Below are 26,197 nucleotides of genomic sequence, written 5' to 3' on the forward strand. Positions count from 1 at the left end.
GGCTTATCGACCTCCCTTTGCGACCGTGTCATCGCGCATAAGCTCGGCCAACGCCTCGCGATCGATACGCAGTGCATCGCCGCCGACTGGGTCGAGCGAATCGGTCTGGCCGCCCAGCTGCTTGGCCTGCTTGCGCTCCGCGCGGGACAGGCCGCGCTCGCGGTACTTTTGCGAATGCGCCGTGTACATATTGATGAACAGGATGACCAGGAAGCTGAACGCAATTACGACCACGACCCAAAAGAGCGCCACCGACGTATTGCCACCCATCCACTTAAAGTAAATCGCAATGGGAATGGTCTGCGTAATACCGGCGTAGTTGCCCGCAAAGAACAGGGTGCAGCCAAACTCGCCCATCGCGCGGGCAAAGGCGAGCACCGTGCCGGCGGCAATCGAGGGCCAGCCAAGCGGCATCATAAGCTTGGCAAAGATGCGACGTTCGGACCATCCCAGGGTTCGCGCCGCATCGAGCATCTGCGTGTCGAGGCTCTCGAAGGCTCCGAGCGCCGTGCGGTAGACCAGCGGAAACGACACAACGACGGCCGAAATGACCGCCGCGGGCCAGGTAAAGACGATCGAGATGCCGTGTGCGATCAGCCACTGGCCCACCCCGGTCGAGCGGCCAAACAGCATGAGGAGCAAAAAGCCGCAGACCGTGGGCGGCAGCACCATAGGGATGGTAAAGACCGAATCGAGCAAACCCTTCACGCGGCTCGTGGTACCCATGGTCTTCCACGCGGCAAACAGGCCCAGCGCAAACGCGATCACCAGGGCAAGGCCGCTCGTTTTTATGGACACCCAAAACGGGCGATAGTCGATGCCGCCCAATAAGGAGGCCAGAGAGGCCAAGGGGCCCTGCTCATCCCGCAACACGACAGACGATGCCTCTACCATTTGAGCGCTATCAAGCCAACGCGCGCCGCCCTTGGCATCACCCGAGGCTGATGCAATCACCACATAGCGGTCCCCATCCGCACCGCGCTCGTCAAAGCCATAGGTATACCCGCCGGCATCAAACGTTGTTTCCGCCGTGACATACCAAGGAAGATCCACGTCCCCTAGCTGCGCACCTCCCATGCAGTTTGCGCTGTCGAACTTACAGACGAGGGCCTTGAGACCCGATACGCACTCGTTATCCTGCGGATCCAATCCATACTTCTCGACCGCCTTGGGCGATATCCACACCACAACGCGATCGGCAGCGGGCACCACTACAAGGTCCACGTCCTCGTCAACGGGAAACCGGTAGCCCTCAGGCTGGCCCTCCATGGAACGAGCGGTCCCCTTGGCCAACCGCTCAAAACCCTCGATCCCATAGGAAAGCCCATGAGCGGTCGCGGCAACCTGGGCCCCGTCCTCGGCGTCCCCAGCAAACGCAAATCCCGGCACCCAGCAAAGCGCGAAGGTCAAAGCACAGGCGACAAGCATGCGGAATCTATTAAGCACGAAAAGCTCCAAGCGAATACAAGGACGGAGTGAAACACAAAACGATGGAATTATCGCGCCAAGCCGCACTACTCGGAAAGCTCAAAGCCGTACTTGGCCCAAATCTTCTGGGCTTTCTTGTTGGTCAGGCAGAAGTCGATGAACGCCTTGGCCTCGTCGGCATGCTCGGAGCTATCGGCGACAACGCCGGGATACACGATGGGCTTGTGCGAGTCCTCGGGGCACACGAAGGCCTCCTCGATGCCGTCGTAGCGGAAGATATCGGAGCTGTAGACAAAACCGGCCACGCAGTCGCCTGTGGACACATAGGCGGCAGCAGTGCCGACCTTGTCGGCCAGTGCGACCTTGTCGGCGATCTCGGGAGCATACTCGCCGTCGTCGCCCTCGGTGCCGGTGTAGAGGCACACGGAGGCCAGGGCCTGGTTGGCGTACTTGCCGGCGGGAACGGTCTTGGCGTCGCCGATGGCGATCTTGCCGTCCAGATTCGCGACGTCGGCGATGGCCTGGACCTTGGTGTCGGAGCCCTCGGCGCGAATAATCACGAGGTCGTTGACGAACATGTCCTCACGCGTGTCGGTGTCGACGAGCTCGGCGGCCTCGGCGTCGTCCATGGTGCCCTTGGAGGCCGTGATAAGCACGTCGACGGCGGCACCGGCGCGCATTTGCTCGACAAGGTCGCCAGACGCCTTAAACTGCGTGTCGGCAAACGTGGTGCCGGTCTGCTCGGTGTAAAGCTCCTGAACCTCGGGCAGAGCCTTCTCGAGCGAGTTGGCGGCAAAGACCTGCAGCTCGACAGCTTTCTTCTTAGAGGAAGACTTGGCGGAGCCGGCATCGGAACCAGCGGGGTCGGACGTCTTGTTGCCCGAGCAGCCAACAAGGCCAAGGCCGGCGGCGGCGACAGCAGAAAGCGAGACGAATCCGCGGCGAGAAACCATATCGAACATATTCAACCCTTTCGGACCTTGTGCCCGGGTACCCCACCGCGGGCTTTAATCTGCAATCAGATTATACTTATGCGCGAATAATGTTAGTGAGAAATTATTCTCGCCTGAGAATATAGTTTCGAGTTACCGTACACCTCGGCGTCGATTCGGCGGAAAACAAAAGCGGAGCGACCGATAAGGTCGCCCCACCGCAGGTAAATAGCTTAGTTGGTATGTCCGCCGCCCGCTGTCATCTGAGCCGCGTGCTCCAGCTGGTCTGCTATGGCCTCCCAGCTTTCGCGGGCGGCCTTCGTAGAACCGGGAAAGTTTACGACAAGTGTATGACCTCGTTGCATGCAAATAGCACGCGAGAGCATAGCGCGGCGCGTCTTGGTCATCGAGTACGCACGAATTGCCTCTGCAATACCCGGCACATCGCGGTCGCAGACGGCACGCGTCGCCTCGGGCGTCACATCGCGCATCGAAAGCCCCGTGCCACCGCAGGTGAGCACGACATTGGCGTGGCACTCATCGGCGGCTTCCACAATGGCATCACCGATCTCGCTGGCGTCGTCGCGCACGACCACATGTGAGGCGACCGTCCAGCCCTGCGTCTCGATAAGTTCCTCGAGTGCGGCTCCAGCCTCGTCCTGGGCAAGATCGCGCGTATCCGAGCACGTCACGATCGATATCTTCAGCTCCATAGCATTCCTCCTACAACACGGCGCCCTCGGGCAGGTCGACGCGCACAACGTCCACGACATCGCCCGCCGCAAGGTCGCACGGTCCTTCGTCAATACGCAGCAGGCAGTTGGCCCGCTGCATCGTGCCGAGCAGCGCCGAATTCTGCGACTTGGCCTCGGTCACCAACAGCTCACCGGTCTCGGGGTCGCGCAAAACCGTGGCGCGATCGAAGAAGCGGCGGGGCTGTCGCTTTTTCACGCCGTGCGTGAGCGTCGCCTGCTGCACGGGACGCGCACCCTCGGCAAAGCCGCGCATCTTGCGGATCGCCGGACGGGCGAGCATCTCAAAGCCCACATACGCCGCGGCCGGATTACCTGAAAGCCCCAGGTAGGGCTTACCTCCGAGCAAGCCAAACGTGATGGCCTTGCCCGGACGCATCGAGATGCGGTCAAACAGCACCTCGCCCTCGCGCTTAACCAGTGCCGTCACGTAGTCGTAGTCGCCCGCCGAGGCGCCACCGCTCGTAATGACAAAATCGCACTCCTGCACGGCACGATGAACCAGCTCGGCAATCGCCTGCTCATCGTCGGGCGCGATGCCGTAGAACACGGGCTCGGCGCCGGCATCGAGCGCTTCGGCCATCAACGCCGACGAATTGGAGTCGCGAATCTGCCCGCGCGCCGGCACGTTCCTCGGTGCGACCAGTTCCGTCCCCAGGGAGATAATGCCCACACGTGGGGCAGCGTGCACCTTCACGCTCGCGTATCCGGCGCTTGCCAGCAGGCCCGCGCCCGCCGGAGCCACAACCTCGCCAGCGCGCATCACGACGTCGCCGTCATGGGCCTCCTCGGCGGCAGAGCGAACGTTCTCCCCTACCTTGGCCGGCGCCGAGAAGCGAACGTGCGAGCCCTCGTTGCCGTCGCCATCAAGCACGTCGACGATCTCGTACTTCACCACGGCATCGGCACCTTCGGGTACCGGCGCGCCCGTCATGATGCGGACTGTCTCGCCCGTGCCGATTGTGCCCTCAAACACATGGCCCGCGGCCTCGTGTCCGATAACGTCGAGCGTCACCGGCGCCTCGCCAGATGCCTGCGCCAAGTCCGCCGCGCGCACGGCATACCCGTCCATGGCGCTGTTAGCAAATGGCGAAATGTCGATATCGGCCACCGCGTCCTCGGCCAAAGGAAGACCGGCGGCCTGCCACACGGGAATCTCGACGAGATCGGTCGGAGCAACGTGCGACAGAACAATCGACTGCGCGTCCTCCAGCGGAATGAGTTTCTCTGCCATGTGCACCTCTTAATGCTACGGCGTACAACAGTGGCGCCGGTTCTTTATGCTTGTCTCAGTATAATCCCCCGACGCACGACCGCGACTCGGCCTGTACCCGCAAATACACCTGTCGGTTGCAGGCCGCGAAACAGAATAGAAACCAACCCACCGGCTCGTCGCGTTTACCGCGTTTTATAATGCTTGCGTTGCAACCTAAAAGAGGAACGTATGGCTCATAACGACAAACCCGAAAGCGCAAACGAGGCGCAGGATCATTCCCAACCGCTCGACGACGGCGGCTTTTTCTCCCTTAACGACGTGATCACGGCCGGCAGGCAACAGCTCACCCGCTCCGAGCATCTCTTGGCTGCCGACACGCGCCGCAACGCCCGTAACCTACTCGCGAGCGCCAAGTTGCTCGTGCTCGTCGTCATCGTCTCGCTCGCCATGGGCGTTGCCGCTTGGGCGTTTTTGGCCTCGTTGAATATCGCGACCGACTATCGCGAGCACCATGCATGGATTTACGCGCTGCTTCCCGTTGTGGGTGTGGCCACCGCATGGGTGTACAAAAACCACGGCCTTGCCGCCAAACGCGGCAACAACCTGGTCATCGATTCCGCCTTGGGCACCCGCCTCATCCATATGCGCATGGCCGTCCTCACCTTCGTCTGCTCCACTCTCACGCACCTAACGGGCGGATCGGCCGGTCGCGAGGGAGCCGCGGTGCAGATTGGCGGCACCATCGCCAGCAACATCTCGAGCCTCGCCCACCTCAAAAAGCATGACCACCACGACCTCATGCTCGCCGGCATCTCGTCGGCCTTTGGCGCCGTGTTCGGCTCGCCCCTTGCCGGCGCGTTCTTTGGCATGGAGATGTGCTTTATCGGCAAAATCGACTACACCGCGGGGATCTACTGCCTGGTCGCCTCGTTTACCGGCTACTTTACATCGCTTGCCCTGGGTACCGAGTACGAGGCGAATGTCATCGCCAGCGTTCCCACCATGACGCCCAAAACGGTCGTCATCGTTGTTATCAGCGCCATTATCTTCGGTCTGACGGCACGCCTCTTTGCCTGGTCGGTTCGAACCGTCAAGAGCCTGTACGGTCGCTTTATCACCAATTACCTTGCTCGCGCACTCGTGGGCGCGCTCGTGGTTTTGGCCGCCTATGCCCTCCTCGACGCCTGGAACTACGCCGGCCTTTCCACGTGGCTTTCCGGCGCCGGATTTGCGGGCAACACCACCCTGGCGGACGCAGCCATCAAGTTGGTCGTCACAGCGCTTACCCTGGGCGCGGGCTTCCAAGGCGGCGAGGTCACGCCCCTGTTTGGCATCGGTGCGGCACTCGGTGGCTGGATCGGCCGCCTCGTCGGAATCGACCCCAGCTTTCTGGCGGCGCTGGGCATGCTCGGCGTCTTCTGCGCCGGCCTTAACGTGCCCATCACCACCTGTATGATGGCCATCGACCTGTTCCACGGCACGGCCGCCGGGTTCTTTGTCATCGTGGCGTTTATCAGCTATCTCGCCGGCGGCCACCGCGGCGTGTATCCCGCCCAGCGCATCATCTCACCCAAGCGCCGCTCGCTTATTGTGGACGAGGGCGGCACGGTGGCAGAGGCTATCGAGCGTCACAACGACCTGATAGAGTAGACGTTAGTATTCGCCGTGCAGCCACAATCGGGGGCAATTCGACCTGAGCGCGACCGCACCGTCACGTCATACGCCAGGAGTCGCCCCATGCACGCAACTGATTTTGGTCGCACGCTCATCATCGCCAACCCCACCGCCCAGTCGGGTGCGGCGCGCGAAGTCGCTGAGCGCCTGCAGCGCTTTTTGGACATGACTGCACGCGCATCCCAGTTTGACCTGGTGCTGACCGAGCGCATGGGACACGCCAAGGAGCTGGCCGCCCAGGCTCAGGGCTATCGCACCGTTATCGCGCTTGGCGGTGACGGCGTAATCCACGAGGTCGTCAACGGGCTTATGACGCAAAAGGAGGACGCACGCCCCGCTCTTGCCGTCCTGCCCGTGGGCTCCGGCAACGATTTTGCCCAGACGCTCGGCATCGACGATTTCTCCGGCAAAGATTTTGGCGCGCTGCTCACCTGCGAGCTGCAGCGTCAGGACATCGGGCGCATTCGCTCGTGGAGCCCTGCGAGCGGCAGCGGCGAGGCTGCCGTTGAGTACTACGATCAGACGCTTTCGGTCGGCATCGATGCCGCCATTGGCCTGGGCACCACCGAGCTGCGCAAAAAGACCGGCTTGACGGGCGCTCCGCTCTACACCCTCTCGGGACTTGAGCAGTTTGGTCTGCGCTACCGCAACTACCCCATGACCATCAGCTTTGATGGCGCGCCCGCCGAGCGCGTGCGCGCGATTATCATGGCCATCCAGCTGGGACCCACCTATGGTTCGGGCTATCGCATCTGTCCCGACGCCGACCCCTGCGACGGCATGCTCGACGTCTGCTACGCCTGCGGCCCCGTCCCTCGCGCGGTAGCCCTGCCTATGTTCCTTTCGGCCAAGGACGGCCACCATACCAAGTTGCCGCCGGTTCGCATGCGTCGTTGCCGTCACGCCGCGCTCACCTTTGAGGAGCCCGACTACCCCATTCAGGCCGACGGCGAGCCCATCGTCGCCTCGCGCATCGAGGTCGACGTCCTCGGCGGAGCCCTCCACGTCTGGCGCCCCACCCACTAGCCATCCCTAAGTTGCGGTGAAATAGGGACTGTTTATGCAGCCGCACCCCCAAAACAGTCCCTATTTCACCGCAACGTATTGAGGGGATCATTCCTCCCCGCCCGGCTTGCGACGGTTGGCTTTTTAATCGCGTTGAAGTGCTTGTCGTTAAGCCTGCGCTGGCGCGATCGCTGAGGCACCTTGGTCTTGACGCGTCGGCGCGGTGGACGCCCGCGACGCTCAAGCTCTGCCCTCAGCTTACGCAGACAGCAGCTGCGATTCTGAAACTGACTGCGGCTCTCACGCGCCGTCACGACAATCCCCGTGGGCCCATGCTTCATGCGTACCGCCGAGTCCGTCGTGTTCACGCCCTGTCCGCCCGGACCCGTCGCGCGAAACACCTGTACCGCGCAATCGCGTGCCAACTCCTCGACCGACATCTCGGCATAGCGCGCATACTCGCGCCATCCCATCTTGTTCTCATCCATATCAAAACCTCCCCTCATACAAAAAATGTGACAAAGGGACAGTCCCTTTGTCACATCGCATACCAATCGCTTGTGCTGCGCGCCTAGGCGAACGTGATCTCGCCGTTCTCGCAGTCCATTTCGGCGATACGGGCCAGGCTCTCAACGCGGAAGCCGCGCTCGCGGAGCTTATCGCCACCGCCCTGGAAGCCCTTCTCCACGGCAATGCCTATGCCGGCAACCTCGGCGCCCGCAGCCTCACAGATCTTGATGAGACCCTCAAGCGCGCAGCCGTTGGCCAAAAAGTCGTCGATAATCAGGACCTTGTCGCCCTCGGACAAGAAGCGCTTGCCCACGATAACCGGGTACTCCTTCTGCTTGGTAAAGGAGTAGATGGTCGTGGCATACTGCTCGCCGTCGAGGTTGATGGACTGTGCCTTCTTGGCAAAGACCACCGGCACGCCGCCAAAATGCTGAGCTGCGATGCAAGCCATGCCAATGCCCGAAGCCTCGATCGTCAGGATCTTGTTGATCTCGACACCCTCGAACAGACGGGCCCACTCGGCACCCATGTGGTCGAACAGCTCAACGTCGCACTGGTGGTTGAGGAAGGCATCAACCTTAAGGACATTACCGGCCTTTACGATGCCGTCATGGCGAATACGATCCTCAAGCTCCTGCATGGCGCAACCCCTTCTCGCGGCAACGATACCGCGCGATTAATAAACGTTGTTCGATAGTCTACCACGGACCGACCCCCGCCCGCCCCACAAGCCACATCGCACCATAAAGCTGCAAGACCAGTAGATAGGTCCGATTCGTGGCAAGCCTGCCACTACACGCTAATGACGGGCGCGCATCCTCACCAAACGTACCAATGTGAGCGCAAAGCCCACGGTAGCAACGGCCATCAGCACGTAGAATACCAAACGGAAGCCAAAGAGGAACACGTCCGGACGACCCGCCACATAGCTCGTGACCGTCTTGCCCATCGCCGCGCTCGTCTGTCCATACAGGATGCGCGACGCCGCCGTAATACCCAGCGCTATGCCCGCATAGCGCGCCAAGCTGCTCAAGCTGCCCGCAAAGCCAAGCGCCTCACGCGGAGCCGAACCCATATACAGCGAATTATTGGGACTCTGGAAGATCGACGTGCCGCACGACATAAACGCGACGCAGCACACAATCATCAAGACGGAAGAGTGCTCGTCAAGCGTGCTCACCGCAAAGAGACCGCACACGTACACGCCCAGGCCAACGGCCGTGGGCGCTTCACAACCAACACGGTCGGACACCGAGCCCGAAAGCGGGCCCACAAAGGCATTCACGACCGGCATCGCCAAAAACAACAGGCCGGAGATATCGGAGCTAAAGCCGTGGGCATCCTGAAAGTAGAACGGCAGCACAAACTCGGAGGCACCGATACCCACGAACACGATAAGCATGCAAGCCAGGTTAATCGTGAAAGCCGAGCTCGCAAAGCAGCGACGCGCCGCCTCTGTCAACGGCATAGGGCGTTCGCCAGCCTCCGGCTTCACATGCGGCAGCGTATAGAGTCCCACGATAAACGAGATTACGCCAATGGGCAGATTGATAAGGAAGATGCTCTCCCAGGGAAAGCTCGCCACCAGCACGCCGCCGAGCACGGGGCCGCACATCATGCCAAGAGCCACAAAGGTCGCCAGAATGCCCATGGCACGGCCGCGCTCACGCGCCGGAAACGACTCGGTGATGATGCCCATATTGTTGGCCATCGCGGCGGCACAGCCAATGCCCTGCACGAAACGCGCCAAGATAAGCACCTCGAGCGAAGCCGAAAGCCCGCAAAGCAACGAGCCACCCGTAAAGACGATTACACCAAGCTGGAACACATTCACCTTGCCGCGCACATCACCCAAGCGGCCAAACGGCAGCATGGCGACGCACGTCGCGAGCAGATACACCGAGCTCACGAGCTGAATGCGGTCGAGACCCACCCCCAGCTCCTTTTGCATCACTGGGAGCGCCACCGTCACGATGCTCGCATCCAGACACGCCATAAAGGTCATGACGAGCACGGTGAACAGAATCGCCCATTTATTCTTACCGTGGGTGTCGCCCTCTAGGGCAATGTGTTCGCGGCGCAGCTGCTCGGCAGTTTTCTCCATGTATATCCTTTCTATCGTGCAACGCAAAAACGGGACCCCAATCGCCTACAAACGGACACGATCGGGGTCCCGCCTACGGAATCGGAACTATGAGGACGTCGTCAGCCGAAAAGCCATCCCACGCCTCGCACGCACGCTAGCCTAGCACTGCTCGAGTGCCTGCTCAAGGTCGGCAATCAGATCGGCCGTGTCCTCGAGGCCGCACGACAAGCGCACCATGTCGGCGGAAATGCCACAGGCAATGAGTTCCTCATCGTTCATCTGGCGATGCGTGGCATTAGCGGGATGCAGGCAGCAAGTGCGGGCGTCGGCCACGTGCGTGGCGATCTGGGCGAGCTTGAGGCTCTTCATAAAGGTCTCGGCCGCCGCACGGCCACCGTTAAAGCCAAAGCTCACAACGCCGCAGGTACCGTTGGGCATGTACTTCTGAGCGAGATCATAGTACTTGTCGCCCTCCAGGCCCGGATAGCTCACGAAGCGTACCTTGGGATGACTCTGCAGGAACTTGGCAACGGCCAGGCCGTTCTCACAATGACGCGGCATGCGCACATGCAGGCTCTCGAGCGAGCTGTTCAAGAAAAACGCCGCATGCGGGTTCTGCATGGGACCAAGATCGCGCATAAGCTGAGCGGTTGCCTTGGTAATGAAGGCACCCTCGCGACCGAACTTCTCGGCATAGGTCACGCCGTGGTAGCTCTCATCGGGCGTGGTAAGACCCGGGAACTTGTCCGCATGGGCCATCCAGTCAAACTGGCCATGATCGACGATCACGCCACCCAGGTAGGCCGCATGGCCATCCATGTACTTAGTAGTGGAGTGCGTGACGATGTCGGCGCCCCACTCAAAGGGACGGCACATCACGGGCGTCGGGAAGGTGTTGTCGACCATCAGCGGTACGCCGTGGTCGTGCGCGGCCTTGGCAAAGCGCTCAATATCGAGCACGGCAAGGGCGGGGTTGGCGATCGTCTCGCCAAAGACGAGCTTAGTATTGGGTTCAAAGGCTGCCTCGAGCTCCTCGTCGGTGCAGTCGGGAGCAACAAACGTGCAGGTCAGACCCATGCGCTCCATAGTATGGGCGAGCAGGTTGTAGGTACCGCCGTAGATGGCAGAGCTCGCGACCACGTGATCGCCGGCACCGGCTACGTTAAAGATCGCGAGGAAATTCGCCGCCATGCCCGAGCTCGTGAGCATCGCGGCAGTGCCGCCCTCCATCTCGCAGATCTTGGCGGCAACCAAATCGCACGTAGGGTTCTGCAGACGGCTGTAGAAATAGCCCGACTCCTCTAGGTCAAACAGCTTGCCCATGTGCTCCGACGTGTCGTACTTCCACGTGGTGGACTGGTAGATGGGCACCTGGCGCGGCTCCGCATCTCCCGGGTGATAGCCGCCCTGAACACATGTGGTACCGATGGTCTGCTCGCTCATATCTTGCTCCCTTGCCTGGGTTACGTTTTATTCGGTTCACGATACCGCTACCCCGCACCCCTCTCAACCCATCCACAAGGTAGGTTATGGGACAAATTGATCCGGGGCATTTATCTCAAGCCTTGGACATTTGCTCGATAGATAAAAATGAGGCATCCATGAAGCTCTCGATGATTACACGCACCGTCACGGGTACCATAAGCGGGTACACCGTGACCAAGGAGACAACGATGAAGCAAATCGATACGGCCCAGCTCGACATCACCGCCTGTCAGGCTCAAGCTGCCGAATACCACGCCCGTGGCTTTAACTGCGCGCAGGCCGTCGCCTGCACGCTCGCACCTGCCGTCGGACTCGACCCTCAGATCGCCTTTACCCTCACCGAGGGCTTTGGCGCCGGCATGGGCGGCATGACCGAAACCTGCGGCGCCATCTCGGGCGCCGTGGCCATCATGGGCTTCGTGATGAGCGACGGCATGGAAAACCCCAAGACCAAGGGCCAGACCTACAAGCTGTCGCGCGAAATCGCCAAGCGTTTTGGCGAGAAGAACACGACGACCGTCTGCGGCACGCTCAAGGGCATCGGATCGGATAAGGGTCCGCTCCGCAGCTGCCCCGGTTGCATCGACGATGCCATCGAGATCGCCTGCGATGTGCTAAAGCAGCTCGCCGAGTAGACGGCATCAACATAAAACGACGGCCGGCGCGCTTGGGATCCATCCAAAAGCACGCCGGCCGTCGCCGTCAGAACTCGGCAAATTCGGGAGCGCCGACCTCGATCTCCTCGCGTCCCGCCATAAGCTCGCGCATCTTGGCGCAAAATGGCTCCTGCTCCCCCGCCTTAAACACCAAGTGAAGTGTAACGGTATCCGCGTAATCGGTATCCGAAACCTTGGCACCCGAATCCTGGGCCAAGCGAAGCACCTGCTCATACTGTGGATAGGCCACATACACGTCAACCGGCACGACGCTTGTCATCTCGACGATCTGCCCGGCCTCCTGAGCCGCGGCCACCGCCGTCTGCGTCGCCGCGGTATAGGCGCGCACCAAGCCACCAGGCCCCAACAGCGTGCCACCAAAATAGCGCGTCACTACGCAGCAAACATTTTTGAGCCCCGCGCCACGCAGCACCTCGAGCGTCGGCATACCGCTCGTGCGGCTCGGCTCACCATCATCGCTCTGGCGCTCGCGTCCATCGACCAAAATCCACGCGGGAACATTATGCCGAGCGTCATAATGACGCTTGCGAACCATCTCGATAAAGGCATTCGCCTCATCCTCGGACTCAATATGGACCAGCTGGGCAATAAACCGGCTCTTGCGGTCAACGAACTCGCCCGTAGCCTCAATATTCGATTGCAAAGTAAAATAGCTGTCCAACAAAGCCCCTCAACAAAATAAAGCGCAGCAACAAACAGCCTCAATAATACGATAACCCTAGTAAAAAGAATGACAACGCCGATGATTCCGTCAACGAAAGCGAGAACCCGTCAGCGCGAGCAAGGTGCCTTGAAAGCCGAGGGCATTGACCTTATGGTCATGCCCGAAGGCTTGAAAGGCAGATTGCCGCGCTGACGGGTTCGCAGCGTCAACAAAGTGCCGAGTGGGCCGATAAGCCGGGTTCTGTCGTGAACGGTCATTTATCTTGTCTGCACGTTACCATGCAGCTCCACGCACGCTACCCGAACGCGGACCGGGCCGGCCCATAGCGTTCCTATTCGCGCTTGCTCCGGATGGGGCTTGCCAAGCCGCCGTGTTGCCACGACGCTGGTGGTCTCTTACACCACCGTTTCAGCTTTTCCCTTTACGCCTTGCGGCGCAGGTGGGAGTCTTCTTTTCTGCGGCGCTTTCCGTCGGATCACTCCGCCCGGCCGTTAGCCGGCATCCCGCCCTCTGGAGCCCGGACTTTCCTCACGCGTGCTGCAAGCAGCACATCGCGCGACCGTCTGGCCCACTCAGCAGTGCAAGAGTGTAGCACACCGTTGCCGCAGGCAATGGCACAACACAAGCGTTCGACACGATAAACCAAGAACCGCGCTATGCAGTACAATAGGGTTGTTGATGGGCAACGTCGTCAGTCGAGACGCGACCGCGCTCCGCACCCCTCCGTCTACTCGGTGCGTTCCCGCCTCCTCCCCGAGGCGGGATGTCGGCATTTTTCATGCACCGACAACCCAATAGTCTGCGAACAGCCAGGGCAGCATCGCGCACGGGCAGCATCGCGTACCTCAGCAACAAATGCAAAAAGGGACCCGTCCATTGCGGACGGATCCCTTAAAACAAGTGATCTTAAAACAAGTGATCGTCAAACCGATTTACTCGGCGTCGGTCTCCTCGTCCTTCTTCTCGGAAGGCAGCGGGGTAACCTCGATCTCGACGCCCAGAGTCTCAGCAGCAGACTTCATGGACAGGGAGATACGACGACGGTCGAGGTCGATCTCCATGACCTTGACCTGAACCTTGTCGCCCACATGGGTGACCTGAGAAGGCTGATCGACGTGCTTGTTGGCCATCTCGGAGATGTGCACCAGGCCCTCGATGCCCTCGCCCAGGTCGACGAAAGCGCCGAACGGGACAAGCTTGGTCACAGTGCCCTCGACGATAGCGCCGACGGGGTACTTCTTGACCAGTGCACGCCACGGATCCTCGGTGGTCTGCTTGAGACCCAGGGAGATGCGCTCGCGGTTGAGATCGACGTCGAGAACCTCGACCTCGACCTCCTGGCCGACCTTGACAACCTCGGAAGGATGGTTGACGTGGTTCCAGGAGAGCTCGGAGATGTGGATGAGGCCGTCGATACCGCCGAGGTCGACGAAGGCGCCGAAGTCGACGATGGAGGAAACGGTGCCCTGGAGACGCATGCCAGACTTGAGCTTGGACAGGATCTCGGAGCGCTCGGCCTTACGGGACTCCTCGAGCACGACGCGACGGGAGAGGACGACGTTGTTGCGGTTGCGGTCCATCTCGATGACGCGGGCCTCGATGCGGGTGCCCATGTAGGAGGTGAGGTCCTTGACACGACGGAGGTCGACGAGGGAAGCGGGCAGGAAGCCACGCAGGCCGATGTCGAGGATCAGGCCGCCCTTGACAACCTCGATAACCTCGCCCTCGACGTTCTCGCCGGAGTTGAACTTCTCCTCGATGCGGTTCCAAGCACGCTCGTACTCGGCACGCTTCTTGGACAGGACCAGACGGCCGTCCTTGTCCTCCTTCTGGAGAACCAGAGCCTCGATGGGATCACCGAGTGCAACGATGTCTGCAGGGTTAGCGTCCTTGCGGATGGACAGCTCGCGGACCGGGATAACGCCCTCGGACTTGAATCCGATGTCAACGAGCACCTCGTCATGCTCGATCTTAACGACAGTGCCGTTAACGAGATCGCCCTCATCAAAGTCGGTAATCGTACCGTCGATGAGGTTGTTCATCTCCTCCTCGTTGACATCGTCAAGAGAGAAAATGGACGAGTTCTGAATCTCACTCAAAGGTGGACCCCTTTCGAACTACGGGGCCCCGATTGCTAGGACCTACAGAAGGGTGCGACAAGCACACAACGTTTAGGAACACTCGGGAGCCGACAGATACTAATGTGACGCTTATGCAATCACGTTCGTATAGGTTACGGGGAAATCATTTCGATTTCAAGCGTGAACTGCGATTTTTTACTCGTGTGGAGACTTTTTCGTAATCTTATGAACACACGTCTCCGCAACTTGACGATAACCAGCCAGGCATTCGGCTTTGGGGTAAAGTATCCGGAGCCAACAACTCTAGATCGATTTTTCGAGAAAGGTGCCCGCGTGCTCAAAGCAGTCGTTTTCGATATGGACGAGACGCTTCTCAGCATCAACCTCAACGCGTTCATCCTTCGCTATTTTAAGGATGTCTCTTCGATGCTCGCGGATATCGGCCGCCGCAGCCGTGGTGGCACGATGGCACGCCTCGGCACCATCCTGGTCGACCTCAACGCCAATCGCCGCAGCGGCACGGACAACCGCACCAATCTTGAGTTTTACCAAGAAGAGGTCGAGCGCCGATGCGGTATCCGCCTCTCCGATCCCATCATCTACGAGGCGTTTACCTACTATGATCGCGAAGTTCTTCCGTACAAGAACGACGATGTCATTAACGCCCACGCCATGCCGGGCGCGCACGCCGCGCTCCAGGCCGTACAGGACGCTGGACTGCGTTGCGCGCTCTTTACCAACCCCAGCTTTCCCCAGGGGGCCATCGAGTGCCGCATGGGCTGGGGCGACCTGGCCGATGTTCCCTTTGAGCTCGTCACGCACATGGGAAACACCACCCGCTGCAAGCCCGATGCCACCTACTATCTAGAGCAGCTTCAGGTGATGGGGCTCGAGCCGCACGAGGTCCTTATGGTGGGCAACGATCCCAAGCGCGACTTCCCGTCCCCCGATTGCGGCATCCAAACCGCCTTTGTGGGCCAAGGCAAGCCCAGCCGAGCCACCTGGCGCGGAACCATGGAAGACTTCGCCCGCGACTTTAACGCCGTAGTAGAAGCCTTCTACGAACACCAAGTAGCCGACGAACTGTCTTAACAGACCTGGGTTTTGCCGATCATGATGTTGAGGATCTCGACGTCGGTATCCTTCATACCCACACGGCCCACGTAGCCCATGCTGGCGATCGTCTGCTCGACGGTATCCTGGATCAGGCCCTCGCCGGCACGGAAGCCACGGCCCTGCATAGCCATATCGTGGCCCAGAATCGCAGCGTCCACGGCTGCCGAAATCTTAGCCGCGCAACTCGCCTTGGCGCCATCGCACACGATGCCGCCCACGTTGCCGAGCGTGTTCGAGACCGTCGCGCCAATCTGCTCACGCGTGCCACCGCACAGCCAGGTAATCGCGGCACCGGCACCGCATGCGGCGCAAATAGCACCGCAAAACGCCGAGAGCGCACCAATATAGCTCTTGATATGCACGGCGATCAGATCGGACAGCATCACGGCGCGAACCAGGCGATCATGGTCGCAGCGCAAATACTCGGCATACTCCATAACAGGCAGCGCGCAGGTAATGCCCTGATTGCCCGAGCCGCACACGATGGCGACCGGCAGCGCGCAGCCGTTCATGCGGGCGTCGGACCCGGCGGCTGCACGGGCACGGGCACGGCAGGCGACGTCATCGGCACGAGCGCCCAACAGCGTACGGCCAACCTCGGCGCCCCAAGCGTGCGCCAGGCCCTCGGCACTGATCGCACCGTTCAGCTCAATCTGACGCTCAACGGCAGCGCAGGCGTCCTCAATGTCACCGTCCTCGATAAAGTCGATGATGGTCTCAATCGACATGGGCGTATCGGCGTTATCTGCCGCCCGCTCGGCCACGACGCGCTCGGCGCAGGCGGCACACTCCCCCGCCGACTTGCCGCACACCGGAATACCGTCGAGGGTATGGCACGTGACATTGGTGTGGTGGTCGGTAATCTCGACGACCGCGGTATGGCCCCCGGCCGTCGCAGTCACCTTGATGTAGAGGTTGGGCACACCCTCGACAAGCGACACATCGCAGTAGCCGGCGTCGGCGAGGAGCTCGGTCACGCGAGCACGGTCTTCATCGTCAACGCTCTCGAGCACCTCGAGAGCACTCTTAGCGTCGCCGCCCACGGCACCCAGCACGGCCGCGGCTTCAATACCGTGCATACCGCCCGAGTTGGGCACGGTCACGCTCTTGACGTTCTTGATGATGTTGCCCGAGCAGGCGACATCCATATGATCGGGTTCGCAACCGAGCGTCTGGCTCGCCAGCGCTGCTGCATAGGCAACGGCAATGGGCTCGGTACAGCCGAGTGCGCAGACAAGCTCGCGGTTCAAAACATCGCAAAACGCGGCATCACGGATGGAATCGGTAGGCATAGGTATCTCCTGCTTGCATAACGGGCTGGGCTCTCAAGAATGGTTAGTTCCTTTATTTGATAACAATGCATCAAAAACCGCAACCATGGTTCCGGCGGACGGCGCTCAAGCACAAACTGACAGCATTCATTCATGAGAAGCCGGTCTTGTTGCATGCTAAAGCGTTTGACCAAAAAACGCCCGAGCGTTTACGCAAAAGTCGCGCTATCATGCAGTCGAACGCGGTAAACACCTTTAGCATTTGCGCCGCACAGACCAGAGAGGAACCATCCATGAAGATCGGTATCGGTAACGACCACGCCGCCGTCGAGCTCAAGAACATCATTTCCGAGCACCTGAAGGAGCGCGGCTGCGAGGTCGTGAACTTTGGCACCGACACCTCCGAGAGCTTTGACTACCCCATCGCCGGCTACAAGGTGGGTAAGGCCGTTGCCAACGGCGACGTCGACCTGGGCATCCTCATCTGTGGCACCGGTGTCGGGATTAGCTTGGCTGCCAACAAGGTCGAGGGCGTACGCGCCGTCGTGTGCTCCGAGCCCTTCAGCGCCAAGCTCTCCCGCATGCACAACAATACCAACGTGCTCGCCTTTGGCGCCCGCGTCGTGGGCTCCGAGCTCGCCAAGATGATTGTCGACGAGTGGCTCGACGCCGAGTTTGAGGGCGGTCGTCACGAGCGTCGCGTTAACCTCCTCAACGAGATCGACCACACGCGCGGCCTCAAGGTCGTCGACGAGGCCTAAACATCTCAGTGCCACAAGCTAACAGCAGGGGCCCGCTCGGAACTCATGACCGAACGGGCCCCTTCATAGATTTTGGAATAAAAGGGCGCCGCGGATGGAGTTCCGCGGCGCCCAAGCCACACGCTAACAGCTTTAAGGAGTCAAAGCTGGTTTAGCCAAAGAAGCGCTTGATCTCAATCTCGGCGTTCTCCAGGCAGTCGGAGCCGTGGATCACGTTGGCGTTGACATCGACGGCAAAGTCGCCGCGGATGGTACCAGGAGCAGCGTCAAGCGGATTAGTAGCGCCCATGAGGGTGCGCATCTTAGCAACAGCGGAGAGACCGGAAACAACCATCTTGACAACCGGACCGCTCGTCATAAAGTCGCAGAGACCGCCAAAGAAGGGCTTGTCGGCCAGATGGGCGTAGTGCTCCTCGACGGTAGCGCGCTCGAGCGTGGTCATCTCCATGCGCTCGATGACAAGGCCGCTGCGCTCGATGCGAGCAACAATCTCGCCGATCTTGCGGTCGCGCACGGCGTCGGGCTTAATCATGATGAAGGTCTTCTCGATAGCCATAAGGTAGCCTTTCAAGTAGGTTCGCGCGTGCCCAAGTCCCATTCCGGCACCCGCCTGGACTGCATCGTAACAGAGTTTTAGCTGCAGTTAAACAAAAAGCTGTTTATTGAAACGTTGCAATTTATTAAAGCGTTCCATATGTGTCACTTCTGTTTCGAAGCTCGATTAGAGTACCATCCGACTGCCCATCAACCGCATCGAGCAGAGCAGACGGTCGGTTGCCGCCCGCGAACGTACCCCCTTCACAACCTGCCCAAAGGTCCTACAGAACTTCTCGACAAGCCCCTCCCCCATAGCAACAAAATACGGACGCTCACATCAGCAGACGTCCGTAAAGCAAAAAATGATTCCTCAATAAATGGCAAAAACAGCTTCGGCCAAACCCTTACTTTATCCCGTGGCCCATCTCGACGACCTTGGTCAGCGATCCAAACACGCCCTCGTCGGCCACGAGCTGTGCCTCGGCACGCTGCAGCTGCACGGCAACGGCGGCAGGGGCGGTACCGCCCTCGGTCGTGCGTGCAGCGACAATCGACGGGATGTCGAGCGCCTCGGTAATGTCGTGCTCAAAGAGCGAGCTTGCCTCCTGGAACACCTCAAACGGCAGGTCCTCAAGATTGCAGCCGCGCTTCTCACACATCAGGACCAGATGGCCCACCACGGCATGTGCCTCGCGGAACGGCAGACCACGCTTAGCCAGGTAATCGGCAACATCGGTGGCGGCAAGGTGTCCCACGCCGCACTCGCGCGCCATGGCGTCCTCGTTGACGGTCCAAGTCGAAATCATACCGGCCATAACCGACAGGCACTGCATGAGCGTATGGGCGGTATCGAGCGCGCCCTCCTTGTCCTCCTGCAAGTCCTTGTTATAAGCGAGCGGCAAGCCCTTCATGGTCACGAGCAGCTGCACCAGGTTGCCATACACACGGCCGCTCTTGCCGCGGATAAGCTCGGCAAAGTCGGGATTCTTCTTCTGCGGCATGATGGACGAGCCGGTGGAGTACGAGTCGGAAAGCGTAATAAAGCCAAATTCGGAGCTCGACCACAGCACGATCTCCTCGGAAAGGCGCGACAGATGCATGGCCATGACTGAGCCGGCGTAATGCAGATCGAGCAGGAAATCGCGGTCGGAAACCGCATCGAGCGAGTTGGGAATCACACCCGCAAAGCCAAGTTCGGCAGCCGTCATCTGACGATCGAGCGGATAGCTCGTGCCGGCAAGTGCGGCAGCACCCAGCGGGCAGTTGTCGGCGGCATCAAAGGCTGCCTTCAGGCGCGTAAAGTCGCGCGCGAACATCCAGGAATACGCCAGCAGATGATGCGACAGCAGCACGGGCTGAGCGTGCTGCATGTGCGTGTAGCCCGGCAGAATTACCTTGTCGTACTTCTTAGCCGCATCCACCAGCACATGGCGCAGCTCAAGATTGGCCTCCATGAGCTCCTTGGCCAGCGCCTTGACGCCCAGGCGCGTGTCGGTCGCCACCTGGTCGTTGCGCGAACGTCCGGTATGCAAGCGCTTACCGGCCTCGCCGATGCGACGCGTCAGCTCGCTCTCGATGGACATATGAATGTCTTCGTCGTTGATGTCGAAGGTGAAGTTGCCGGCATCGATATCCTGTTCGATTCCGGTCAGGCCCTTGGCAATCGCCTGCTCGTCCTCGGCACTGATGATGCCCTGGGCCGCCAGCATTTTGGCATGCGCCTTAGAGCCGGCGATATCCTGCTTATAGAGATGTTTGTCGACCGGCAGCGACGCGCCAAACTCCTGCGTGACCTCGGCCACGCCTGCCTCAAAACGACCGCCCCAAAGAACCATGGAACCGTCCCCTTTCTCCAAATACCAAAACAAGCGCCCAAAGCAATGCGCCATATCGCTAAAGCGATTTTTCAACCGCTAGTTTTACACATTCCCCACCGTGTGCGGAGCCATGTAGCTAATTTGCAAAGAAGTGACGCGCCATGCACTTGGCGCCCAACGTCTCCCTCCGGATGTTGCCCTGCGAACCATCGATCCAGGCCTTCAGGCTCATAGGGACGTCCTCGACCCTTGCAGCATCGAACTCGGGCGCGAGGGCAAGTAAAGCATGCGCGATAGCATTGAACATAATGGATACTCCTCATATATATAGGCGCAGAGCCGCCAAATTGATAGAAGGAGCCCCGCCGGACAACCCCGGCGGGGCTCGGACTCAGCCGCAGACGCGGCATCATATATGCGGGCGGAACGTAGGGGCCACCGATGTTAAGAAGTGTCAGCAAGCATAACGAAAGGTAGGGACCCCGTGCGCCCGTTATGTATCACGCGGATGGGCCGCGCGGATACCAAGGGAAGGAGGCGCTAGGCCTGGGCGGCAGCAGAGCTGAGGCCCTGGACCTTTGCCCACGTCTTGAGCGACAGCGTATCGATCTCGATAAAGCCGGCGCTGGCCTTCTCGTCAAACGTAGTGTCGCGGTCGTAGGTAGCCAGACCGTAGTCATACAGGCTAAACGGGCTCTTGCGGCCGACGACATGGCAGTTGCCCTTAAAGAACTTCAGACGGACAGTGCCGGTCACGAACTTCTGGGTATCGGCCATAAAGGCATCGAGCGCGTTTTTGAGCGGGCTGTACCACTGGCCGTTGTACACGGCGGTGGCCCAATCCTGCTCGAGCTTGATCTTGGTCTTGAGCAGGTCGCCCTCGACGCAGATGTCCTCGAGCGCCTTGTGGGCGGTGATGAGCGTCAGGGCTCCGGGAACCTCATAGCACTCACGGCTCTTGAGGCCCACCAGACGATCCTCGACCAGATCGAGGCGGCCAAAGCCATTGTCGCCGGAGATCTTGTTGAGAGCGATGACGATCTCGGAGAGCTTCATCTTCTTGCCGTCGACGGCGACGGGCTTGCCGGCCTCAAACTCAATCTCGGTGTAGGTCGGGGTGTCCGGCGTGTCCTCGGGATTCTTGGTCATAACCCAAGCGTCGTCGAGCGGCTCGTTCCAGGGATCCTCCAGGTGACCGCACTCAATGGCACGACCCCACAGGTTGTCGTCGATGGAGTAGGGGTTGTCGTTGGCGCCCTCGGGAACCGGCACGTTGTGGGCGTGGGCATAGGCGACCTCGTCGGGACGGCACTTCAGGTCCCACTCGCGAACCGGGGCGATAACCTTAAGCTCGGGGTCGAGGGCCTTGACGGCGGCCTCAAAACGGACCTGGTCGTTACCCTTGCCGGTGCAGCCGTGGGCGACGTAGGTCGCGCCAAACTCGTGGGCGACCTCAACAAGCTTCTTGGCAAGCAGCGGGCGAGACAGGGCGGAGAGCAGCGGATACTTGTTCTCATACATGGAGTTTGCTGCGATGGCTTTGGTCAGGAACTCATCGGAGAACTCGTCGCGCAGGTCGAGCACCTGGCAATCGAGAACGCCCAAGTCGAGCGCCTTCTGCTTTTTGGCATCCAGGCCGGTCTCCTCCTGGCCCACGTTGCCGCAGACGCAAACGACGTCGAGATTCTTCTCGTCCTGGAGCCACTTGACACATACGGATGTATCAAGACCACCGGAATATGCGAGAACGACTTTTTCCTTGCTCATGGCTGTTTCCTTTCGCCCTTGGTAGCTAGTTAGAACATCGGTCAGTTGCAAGTCACCTTGAGGTCAAAAACCGTGCAATATCAGGTTATTCAGCAGATTGCATCACAGGCATGCCCTAGAAACATGCGGCTATGTCGTGCTTAAACCCAACGACCTCAAAATGACTCTGTTGAGGCATTGCGCCCCATGGGGACAGAGACGATTGTTATCGTCGTCGGGAAATTGCGCGCTGGCGTCGGATGGCATTGTCTGCAGTGGTGATGATCTTTACGAACTGCATCTGCCTCTCCTTTCACGTATCGCCGGGCGCAATTCAAATATCGCAAACGGTACCTTTTCCTCGGTAAACGGCTCTTTTGCCGTCTCCGTTTTCGATGTTCGCTATATTACGATAAAGTGCACGCTGCGCAAGCGACAAATTCAAATTTCTGAAAAGTTTTTTCATTAGTTTGTGAATTGCAGTGCAAATACGCACCATTCCTGCGAAAATACGCTCGACTACTAGTTGATGGTTATAACGTCTGAAACAATCTCGAAACGAAAGGCGCTTTTTTATGCAAACTTACGAATCGGACGCCAACATCGGCAACATTAAGATTCTCGCCGTCGATATGGACAAGACGCTGCTGACCGACGAGCGTGTGCTGCCCCAGGGTCTTGATGAGCGCCTGGACAAGCTCGCCGACGCCGGCATCGTATTCTGCCCCGCCAGCGGACGTCCCGCCCCCAAGCTCGAGGAGATGTTCGAGGGCATCAAGAACCGCCTCGCCTTTTGTCCCGACAACGGAGCGTGCGTGATCTATCGCGGCAGCTATATCTATAAGAGCAATATTGACGTGGAGCTGTATCAGCAGGTCTTGAGCCGTGCCTCGGAGGATCCTCGCGCTGTCCCCGTCCTGTGCTGCTTCGACGAGTTCTACGTGCTTGCCCGCGACCATCAATACCACGACGAGATCAGCGTCTACTACAACACAATCAACTACGTCGACAGCTTTGAGGGCATTGATTTCGAGTCCAACAAGATTTCGGTCTTCTTCCCCGGCTACGACGCCGAGCCCGCTTTCCGCGAGACCTATAGCCCCGAGTTCTCGGACAAGCTCTACGTCACCAACGCCGGGCGCGAGTGGATCGACTTTATGAACCTGGGCGTCGACAAGGGCGCCGGCGTCGCGCACCTGTGCGAGCACCTGGACATCGATATTGCCGATGCTGCCGCCGTGGGCGATACCTACAACGACATCCCCATGCTGGAGCGCGTCGGGCATAGCTTTATCGTGGACAATGCCGAGGAGCACATGAACGCGCATGCCAAGTGGCGCATTCCGAGCAACAACGACGGGGGCGTACTGACGCTCATCGACGCCATCTTGGCGGCTCGTTAACGTGGCTCGTCGGACCTGGCCGGGTGGCATGGGTTATCTTTTCGCTCGGTCAGGTCCTGCGCAAGACGAAAGCCACATTAAGTGGCTTTCTTTGCGTGCGGAATCTACGAAAAGTTAACCCATGCCACCCGGCCAGGTCCTGCGGTGACTTGCTTGCCGCCTGGATGGCGTCTTGGCGTCTAGATACTTAGCTGAATAATTATGGATGAAGGGAGTTCCTTGCTGAAAGGGACTCCCTTCTGGTTTGGCTGCTTTGGATCTGTGGCTGCTTCCCTATTTGGCGTCGGCCCAGGTTGTGCCGGTGCTGGCTTCGGCGATTAGGGGGACGCGGAGGTCTACTACGTGTTCCATGACGTCGCGGACCATGGCGGTGAGGCGCTCGACTTCGTCGACGGGGCACTCAAAGTCCAGTTCGTCGTGCACCTGTAAGATCATGTGGGCGGCAAAGCCTTCTTCTTCCAGACGGCGGCTTACGCGGGCCATGGCGATCTTGATGATGTCGGCCGCGGTGCCCTGCATGGGGTGGTTCATGGCCGTGCGCTCGCCGAAGCCGCGGAGTTGCGGATTTTTGGCCTTGAGCTCCGGAATATGACGACGGCGGCCGTACATGGTCTCGGCGTAGCCCGTCTGCTTGGCGCGTGCCACCACGTTGTCGAGGAACGTGCGCACACCCGGGTAGGCCTCGTAGTAGCGGTCGATCATGTCGCGTGCCTCGGCCATCGAGATATGCAGCGACTGCGACAGGCCGTAGGCCTGCTGGCCATACACGATGCCAAAGTTCACGGCCTTGGCGCGACTGCGCAAGTCGGGCGTTACCTCGGACACCGGCACACCAAACACGCGCGCCGCCGTCTCGGCATGGAAGTCCTCGCCCTCGTTAAAGGCGCGCACCAGGTGCTCGTCACCCGAGAGATGTGCCAGCAGACGCAGCTCGATCTGCGAGTAGTCCACCGCCAAAAAGACGCTTCCCTCGCCTGCCGAAAACGCCGTCTTGACGGTACGACCCAGCTCCGAGCGCGTCGGGATGTTCTGCAGGTTCGGGTCGCTCGAGGACAGACGCCCCGTTGCCGTGATGGTCTGGTTGTACGTAGTGTGTACGCGACCGTCACCACGGCGTAGCGGGCCCAGCGTGTCCAGATAGGTGGACTTGATCTTAGACTTCTCACGCCAGTCCAAGATCAGACGCACGATTTCGTGGTCACGGGCAAGATCGCTCAGAACCTTGGCGTTGGTTGAATAATAGCCGCGCTTAGTCTTCTTGAGGCCCTTGGTCGGAAGGCCCATCACGTCAAAGAGCACGTGCGAAAGTTGCATGGGGCTGCCGATGTTAAAGGTCTCGTCACCCGCCAGGTCGCGAATGCTGCGCTCAACCTCGGCAATCTGGGTCGCCAGACCCTCGGACAGACTGTGCAGGCGGTCGGGGTCCACAAGCATGCCCGCGCGCTCCATCTTGGCAAGTACCGGAACGAGCGGCATCTCGATACCATCGAACACGTTGGCGGCGTTCTCGCGGGCCATGCGGTCGCGCAACGGCGCCACGAGCGCCAGCGTCAGGGCCGCAGTACGGGCGGCAGGCGCCGGAGCGTCCTCACCGGCACCCTCTGCACCGCGCGCCGCAGGCAGCGCCATCTGCAGATAGGTATCGGCCAGATACGCCTCGTCAAACTCAGAGCGGTCAGAATCCAGCAGGTAGGCGGCAACCACGGTGTCGAAGATACGCGTGGAATCGACTGCCAGCGGATCCATGAGCTCGGGCTCAGAAGAATCGATGGGCGAAAGCTCGTGCAACAACGCCTTCGTATCCGGGCTCGCCACGCGGCCCTCCATAAACAGGCGCGCAAGCACGCCGGCAATCACGCCGTGGGCGAAGTTGAAGCCATCGACTACGGCAGTAGTACCGCCGTCGCCCTCCTCGAGCGCGAACAGGCCCTTGGACGTCGCCAACCACAGCGTGCGCGTCAGTCCAAAGAGCGCGCCCTCTTCCTTGTCGTCGTCCACCACGGCGGCGACCCACTCGCCGGCATCAATCGCGCGGGAGACCTCAGCCGCAACGGCACCAAGCGCGTCGGCATCGCCGGCGGCTGCGCGAACCATAGCAGGTATCTCAAACACACTGGAGGCAGCAGCAGCCCCGCCCTCGCCGCCGATCAACGCCAAGAAACGGTTCTGCATGGCGGTGATACCAAGCGTACCCAGTGCCGCAGACACCTCGTCGGCAGAAAACGCCGGGAAGGACGTCGCCTCAAAATCGAGCTCGACGGGCGCATCGGTGCGAATGGTTGCGACCTTGCGGCTCAGCAGCGCATCGTCGATGTGCGCACGCAGGTTCTCGCCCATCTTGCCCTTGACCTCGTCGGCATGCGCGATGACCTCGTCCAAGCTGCCGTACTGTGCGATGAGCGCGCTCGCCTTTTTGGGGCCGATGCCCGGTACGCCGGGAATGTTGTCCGACGTATCGCCCTTTAGACCGTAAAAATCGGGCACGAGCGCCGGCGTAATGCCATGATACAGGTCGTCCACGCTCTCGGGCGTCATGATCGCCACGTCGGACAGGCCCTTGCGGGTCGAGACCACGTTGACGTGCTCGGTCACGAGTTGATACATGTCGCGGTCGCCGGTCACCAGCAGCATGTCGCAGCCGGCCTCTTCACCCAGGCGCGCCATGGTTCCCAGGATATCGTCGCCTTCCCAGCCCTCGGACTGCAGAATCGGCACGTTGAGCGCGGTGAGCAGCTCCTTGATCATCGGAAACTGCGCATGCAGATCGGGGTCCATGGGCGGGCGTTGCGCCTTATACTGCGGCAGCATCTCCATGCGCACGCGCGGTTTGCCCTTGTCAAACGCCACGACCACACCGTCGGGGTTAAAGGCATCGATCATCTTGAGAAACATGTTCAGAAAGCCGAAAATCGCGTTGGTGGGGCGGCCGTCCGGCGCATTCATGGTGGGCGGCACGGCGTGGAAGGCGCGGTGCATGAGCGAGTTGCCGTCGATAACGGCAAAGGTGCGGCGCTTGTCAGACATATTGAATACCTC

At 60.2% G+C, this 26,197-nt stretch carries 21 protein-coding genes, 1 other RNA gene and 1 pseudogene; 6 read left to right on the forward strand and 17 right to left on the reverse strand.

What is annotated here, in order from left to right:
• Positions 1-3: 3 nt before the first annotated feature.
• From modB to glp, 4 genes are all read right to left on the reverse strand, one after another.
• On the reverse strand, positions 4-1,446 hold the full coding sequence (modB, locus tag DW870_RS02495) for a molybdate ABC transporter permease subunit (RefSeq protein ID WP_233506147.1): 1,443 nt from the start codon (positions 1,444-1,446) through the stop codon (positions 4-6).
• 68 nt (positions 1,447-1,514) lie between these two features.
• Entirely contained in the window at positions 1,515-2,390 is an 876-nt protein-coding gene (modA, locus tag DW870_RS02500) for a molybdate ABC transporter substrate-binding protein (RefSeq protein WP_117847531.1), read from the reverse strand.
• A 203-nt stretch (positions 2,391-2,593) separates the two neighbouring features.
• On the reverse strand, positions 2,594-3,073 hold the full coding sequence (locus tag DW870_RS02505; RefSeq protein WP_117847529.1) for a molybdenum cofactor biosynthesis protein B: 480 nt from the start codon (positions 3,071-3,073) through the stop codon (positions 2,594-2,596).
• A 10-nt stretch (positions 3,074-3,083) separates the two neighbouring features.
• Positions 3,084-4,346, reverse strand: coding sequence for a gephyrin-like molybdotransferase Glp (gene glp / locus DW870_RS02510; RefSeq protein ID WP_117876834.1), 1,263 nt, complete (start codon positions 4,344-4,346; stop codon positions 3,084-3,086).
• Between the two features lie 210 nt (positions 4,347-4,556).
• Between glp and DW870_RS02515 the strand changes: the two genes are divergently transcribed.
• The gene (locus DW870_RS02515) at positions 4,557-5,978 is read left to right on the forward strand and encodes a chloride channel protein (RefSeq protein WP_199412352.1); all 1,422 of its coding nucleotides are present in this window, start codon (positions 4,557-4,559) and stop codon (positions 5,976-5,978) included.
• An 87-nt stretch (positions 5,979-6,065) separates the two neighbouring features.
• Positions 6,066-7,028 carry a diacylglycerol kinase family protein gene (locus tag DW870_RS02520; RefSeq protein ID WP_117758704.1) on the forward strand — a complete coding sequence of 321 codons (963 nt, stop codon included), beginning with the start codon at positions 6,066-6,068 and terminating at the stop codon, positions 7,026-7,028.
• A 197-nt stretch (positions 7,029-7,225) separates the two neighbouring features.
• Here the strand turns inward: DW870_RS02520 and DW870_RS09590 are convergent.
• The 4 genes and pseudogenes from DW870_RS09590 to DW870_RS02540 form a co-directional block, all read right to left on the reverse strand.
• A pseudogene (locus tag DW870_RS09590) lies at positions 7,226-7,426 on the reverse strand (peptide chain release factor-like protein); the annotation flags it as partial.
• Positions 7,427-7,578: 152 nt separating this feature from the next.
• Positions 7,579-8,157 carry a xanthine phosphoribosyltransferase gene (locus DW870_RS02530; protein WP_117758705.1) on the reverse strand — a complete coding sequence of 193 codons (579 nt, stop codon included), beginning with the start codon at positions 8,155-8,157 and terminating at the stop codon, positions 7,579-7,581.
• 159 nt (positions 8,158-8,316) lie between these two features.
• A complete protein-coding gene (locus DW870_RS02535; RefSeq protein ID WP_117847526.1) occupies positions 8,317-9,621 on the reverse strand; it encodes an MFS transporter in 1,305 nt (434 codons plus the stop codon).
• 141 nt (positions 9,622-9,762) lie between these two features.
• Positions 9,763-11,046 (reverse strand): O-acetylhomoserine aminocarboxypropyltransferase/cysteine synthase family protein, encoded by a 1,284-nt coding sequence (locus DW870_RS02540; protein WP_117758707.1) that lies wholly within the window; start codon positions 11,044-11,046, stop codon positions 9,763-9,765.
• 230 nt (positions 11,047-11,276) lie between these two features.
• Between DW870_RS02540 and DW870_RS02545 the strand changes: the two genes are divergently transcribed.
• Positions 11,277-11,723 (forward strand): C-GCAxxG-C-C family protein, encoded by a 447-nt coding sequence (locus DW870_RS02545; protein ID WP_233547383.1) that lies wholly within the window; start codon positions 11,277-11,279, stop codon positions 11,721-11,723.
• Between the two features lie 67 nt (positions 11,724-11,790).
• Here DW870_RS02545 and DW870_RS02550 read toward each other — a convergent pair whose 3' ends face one another.
• From DW870_RS02550 to rpsA, 3 genes are all read right to left on the reverse strand, one after another.
• Positions 11,791-12,429 carry a YigZ family protein gene (locus DW870_RS02550; protein ID WP_199411449.1) on the reverse strand — a complete coding sequence of 213 codons (639 nt, stop codon included), beginning with the start codon at positions 12,427-12,429 and terminating at the stop codon, positions 11,791-11,793.
• Positions 12,430-12,642: 213 nt separating this feature from the next.
• Positions 12,643-13,004: RNase P RNA component class A (gene rnpB, locus DW870_RS02555), an RNA gene on the reverse strand.
• Between the two features lie 357 nt (positions 13,005-13,361).
• Positions 13,362-14,528 carry a 30S ribosomal protein S1 gene (gene rpsA, locus DW870_RS02560; RefSeq protein WP_022095232.1) on the reverse strand — a complete coding sequence of 389 codons (1,167 nt, stop codon included), beginning with the start codon at positions 14,526-14,528 and terminating at the stop codon, positions 13,362-13,364.
• Between the two features lie 315 nt (positions 14,529-14,843).
• Here rpsA and DW870_RS02565 point away from each other — a divergent pair, with 315 nt between their 5' ends.
• On the forward strand, positions 14,844-15,602 hold the full coding sequence (locus tag DW870_RS02565) for an HAD family hydrolase (protein WP_117847522.1): 759 nt from the start codon (positions 14,844-14,846) through the stop codon (positions 15,600-15,602).
• Here DW870_RS02565 and DW870_RS02570 read toward each other — a convergent pair.
• A complete protein-coding gene (locus DW870_RS02570) occupies positions 15,599-16,918 on the reverse strand; it encodes a serine dehydratase subunit alpha family protein (protein WP_117758710.1) in 1,320 nt (439 codons plus the stop codon). The genes DW870_RS02565 and DW870_RS02570 overlap by 4 nt on opposite strands.
• Before the next feature lie 272 nt (positions 16,919-17,190).
• On the opposite strand from DW870_RS02570, the gene rpiB reads away from it, so the two are divergent.
• Positions 17,191-17,658, forward strand: a complete 468-nt coding sequence (gene rpiB / locus DW870_RS02575; protein ID WP_006234151.1) for a ribose 5-phosphate isomerase B — start codon at positions 17,191-17,193, stop codon at positions 17,656-17,658.
• Positions 17,659-17,809: 151 nt separating this feature from the next.
• Here rpiB and ndk read toward each other — a convergent pair whose 3' ends face one another.
• The 4 genes from ndk to DW870_RS02590 all read right to left on the reverse strand — a co-directional run bounded on the left by ndk (position 17,810) and on the right by DW870_RS02590 (position 21,779).
• Complete coding sequence (ndk, locus tag DW870_RS02580) at positions 17,810-18,214, reverse strand: nucleoside-diphosphate kinase (protein ID WP_006234152.1); 405 nt, start codon at positions 18,212-18,214, stop codon at positions 17,810-17,812.
• 385 nt (positions 18,215-18,599) lie between these two features.
• Positions 18,600-20,030: an argininosuccinate lyase gene (argH, locus tag DW870_RS02585; RefSeq protein ID WP_117758712.1), complete on the reverse strand. Its 1,431-nt coding sequence runs from the start codon at positions 20,028-20,030 to the stop codon at positions 18,600-18,602.
• A 118-nt stretch (positions 20,031-20,148) separates the two neighbouring features.
• On the reverse strand, positions 20,149-20,319 hold the full coding sequence (locus DW870_RS09300) for a hypothetical protein (RefSeq protein ID WP_158550218.1): 171 nt from the start codon (positions 20,317-20,319) through the stop codon (positions 20,149-20,151).
• A gap of 233 nt (positions 20,320-20,552) precedes the next feature.
• Positions 20,553-21,779: an argininosuccinate synthase gene (locus DW870_RS02590; RefSeq protein WP_117758713.1), complete on the reverse strand. Its 1,227-nt coding sequence runs from the start codon at positions 21,777-21,779 to the stop codon at positions 20,553-20,555.
• Between the two features lie 554 nt (positions 21,780-22,333).
• On the opposite strand from DW870_RS02590, the gene DW870_RS02595 reads away from it, so the two are divergent.
• On the forward strand, positions 22,334-23,161 hold the full coding sequence (locus DW870_RS02595; protein WP_117758714.1) for a Cof-type HAD-IIB family hydrolase: 828 nt from the start codon (positions 22,334-22,336) through the stop codon (positions 23,159-23,161).
• 273 nt (positions 23,162-23,434) lie between these two features.
• Here the strand turns inward: DW870_RS02595 and polA are convergent, their stop codons facing one another.
• Entirely contained in the window at positions 23,435-26,185 is a 2,751-nt protein-coding gene (gene polA, locus DW870_RS02600) for a DNA polymerase I (protein WP_117847519.1), read from the reverse strand.
• Positions 26,186-26,197: the final 12 nt, after the last annotated feature.

Source organism: Collinsella sp. AM38-1BH (assembly GCF_003467545.1).
GTDB lineage: Bacteria > Actinomycetota > Coriobacteriia > Coriobacteriales > Coriobacteriaceae > Collinsella.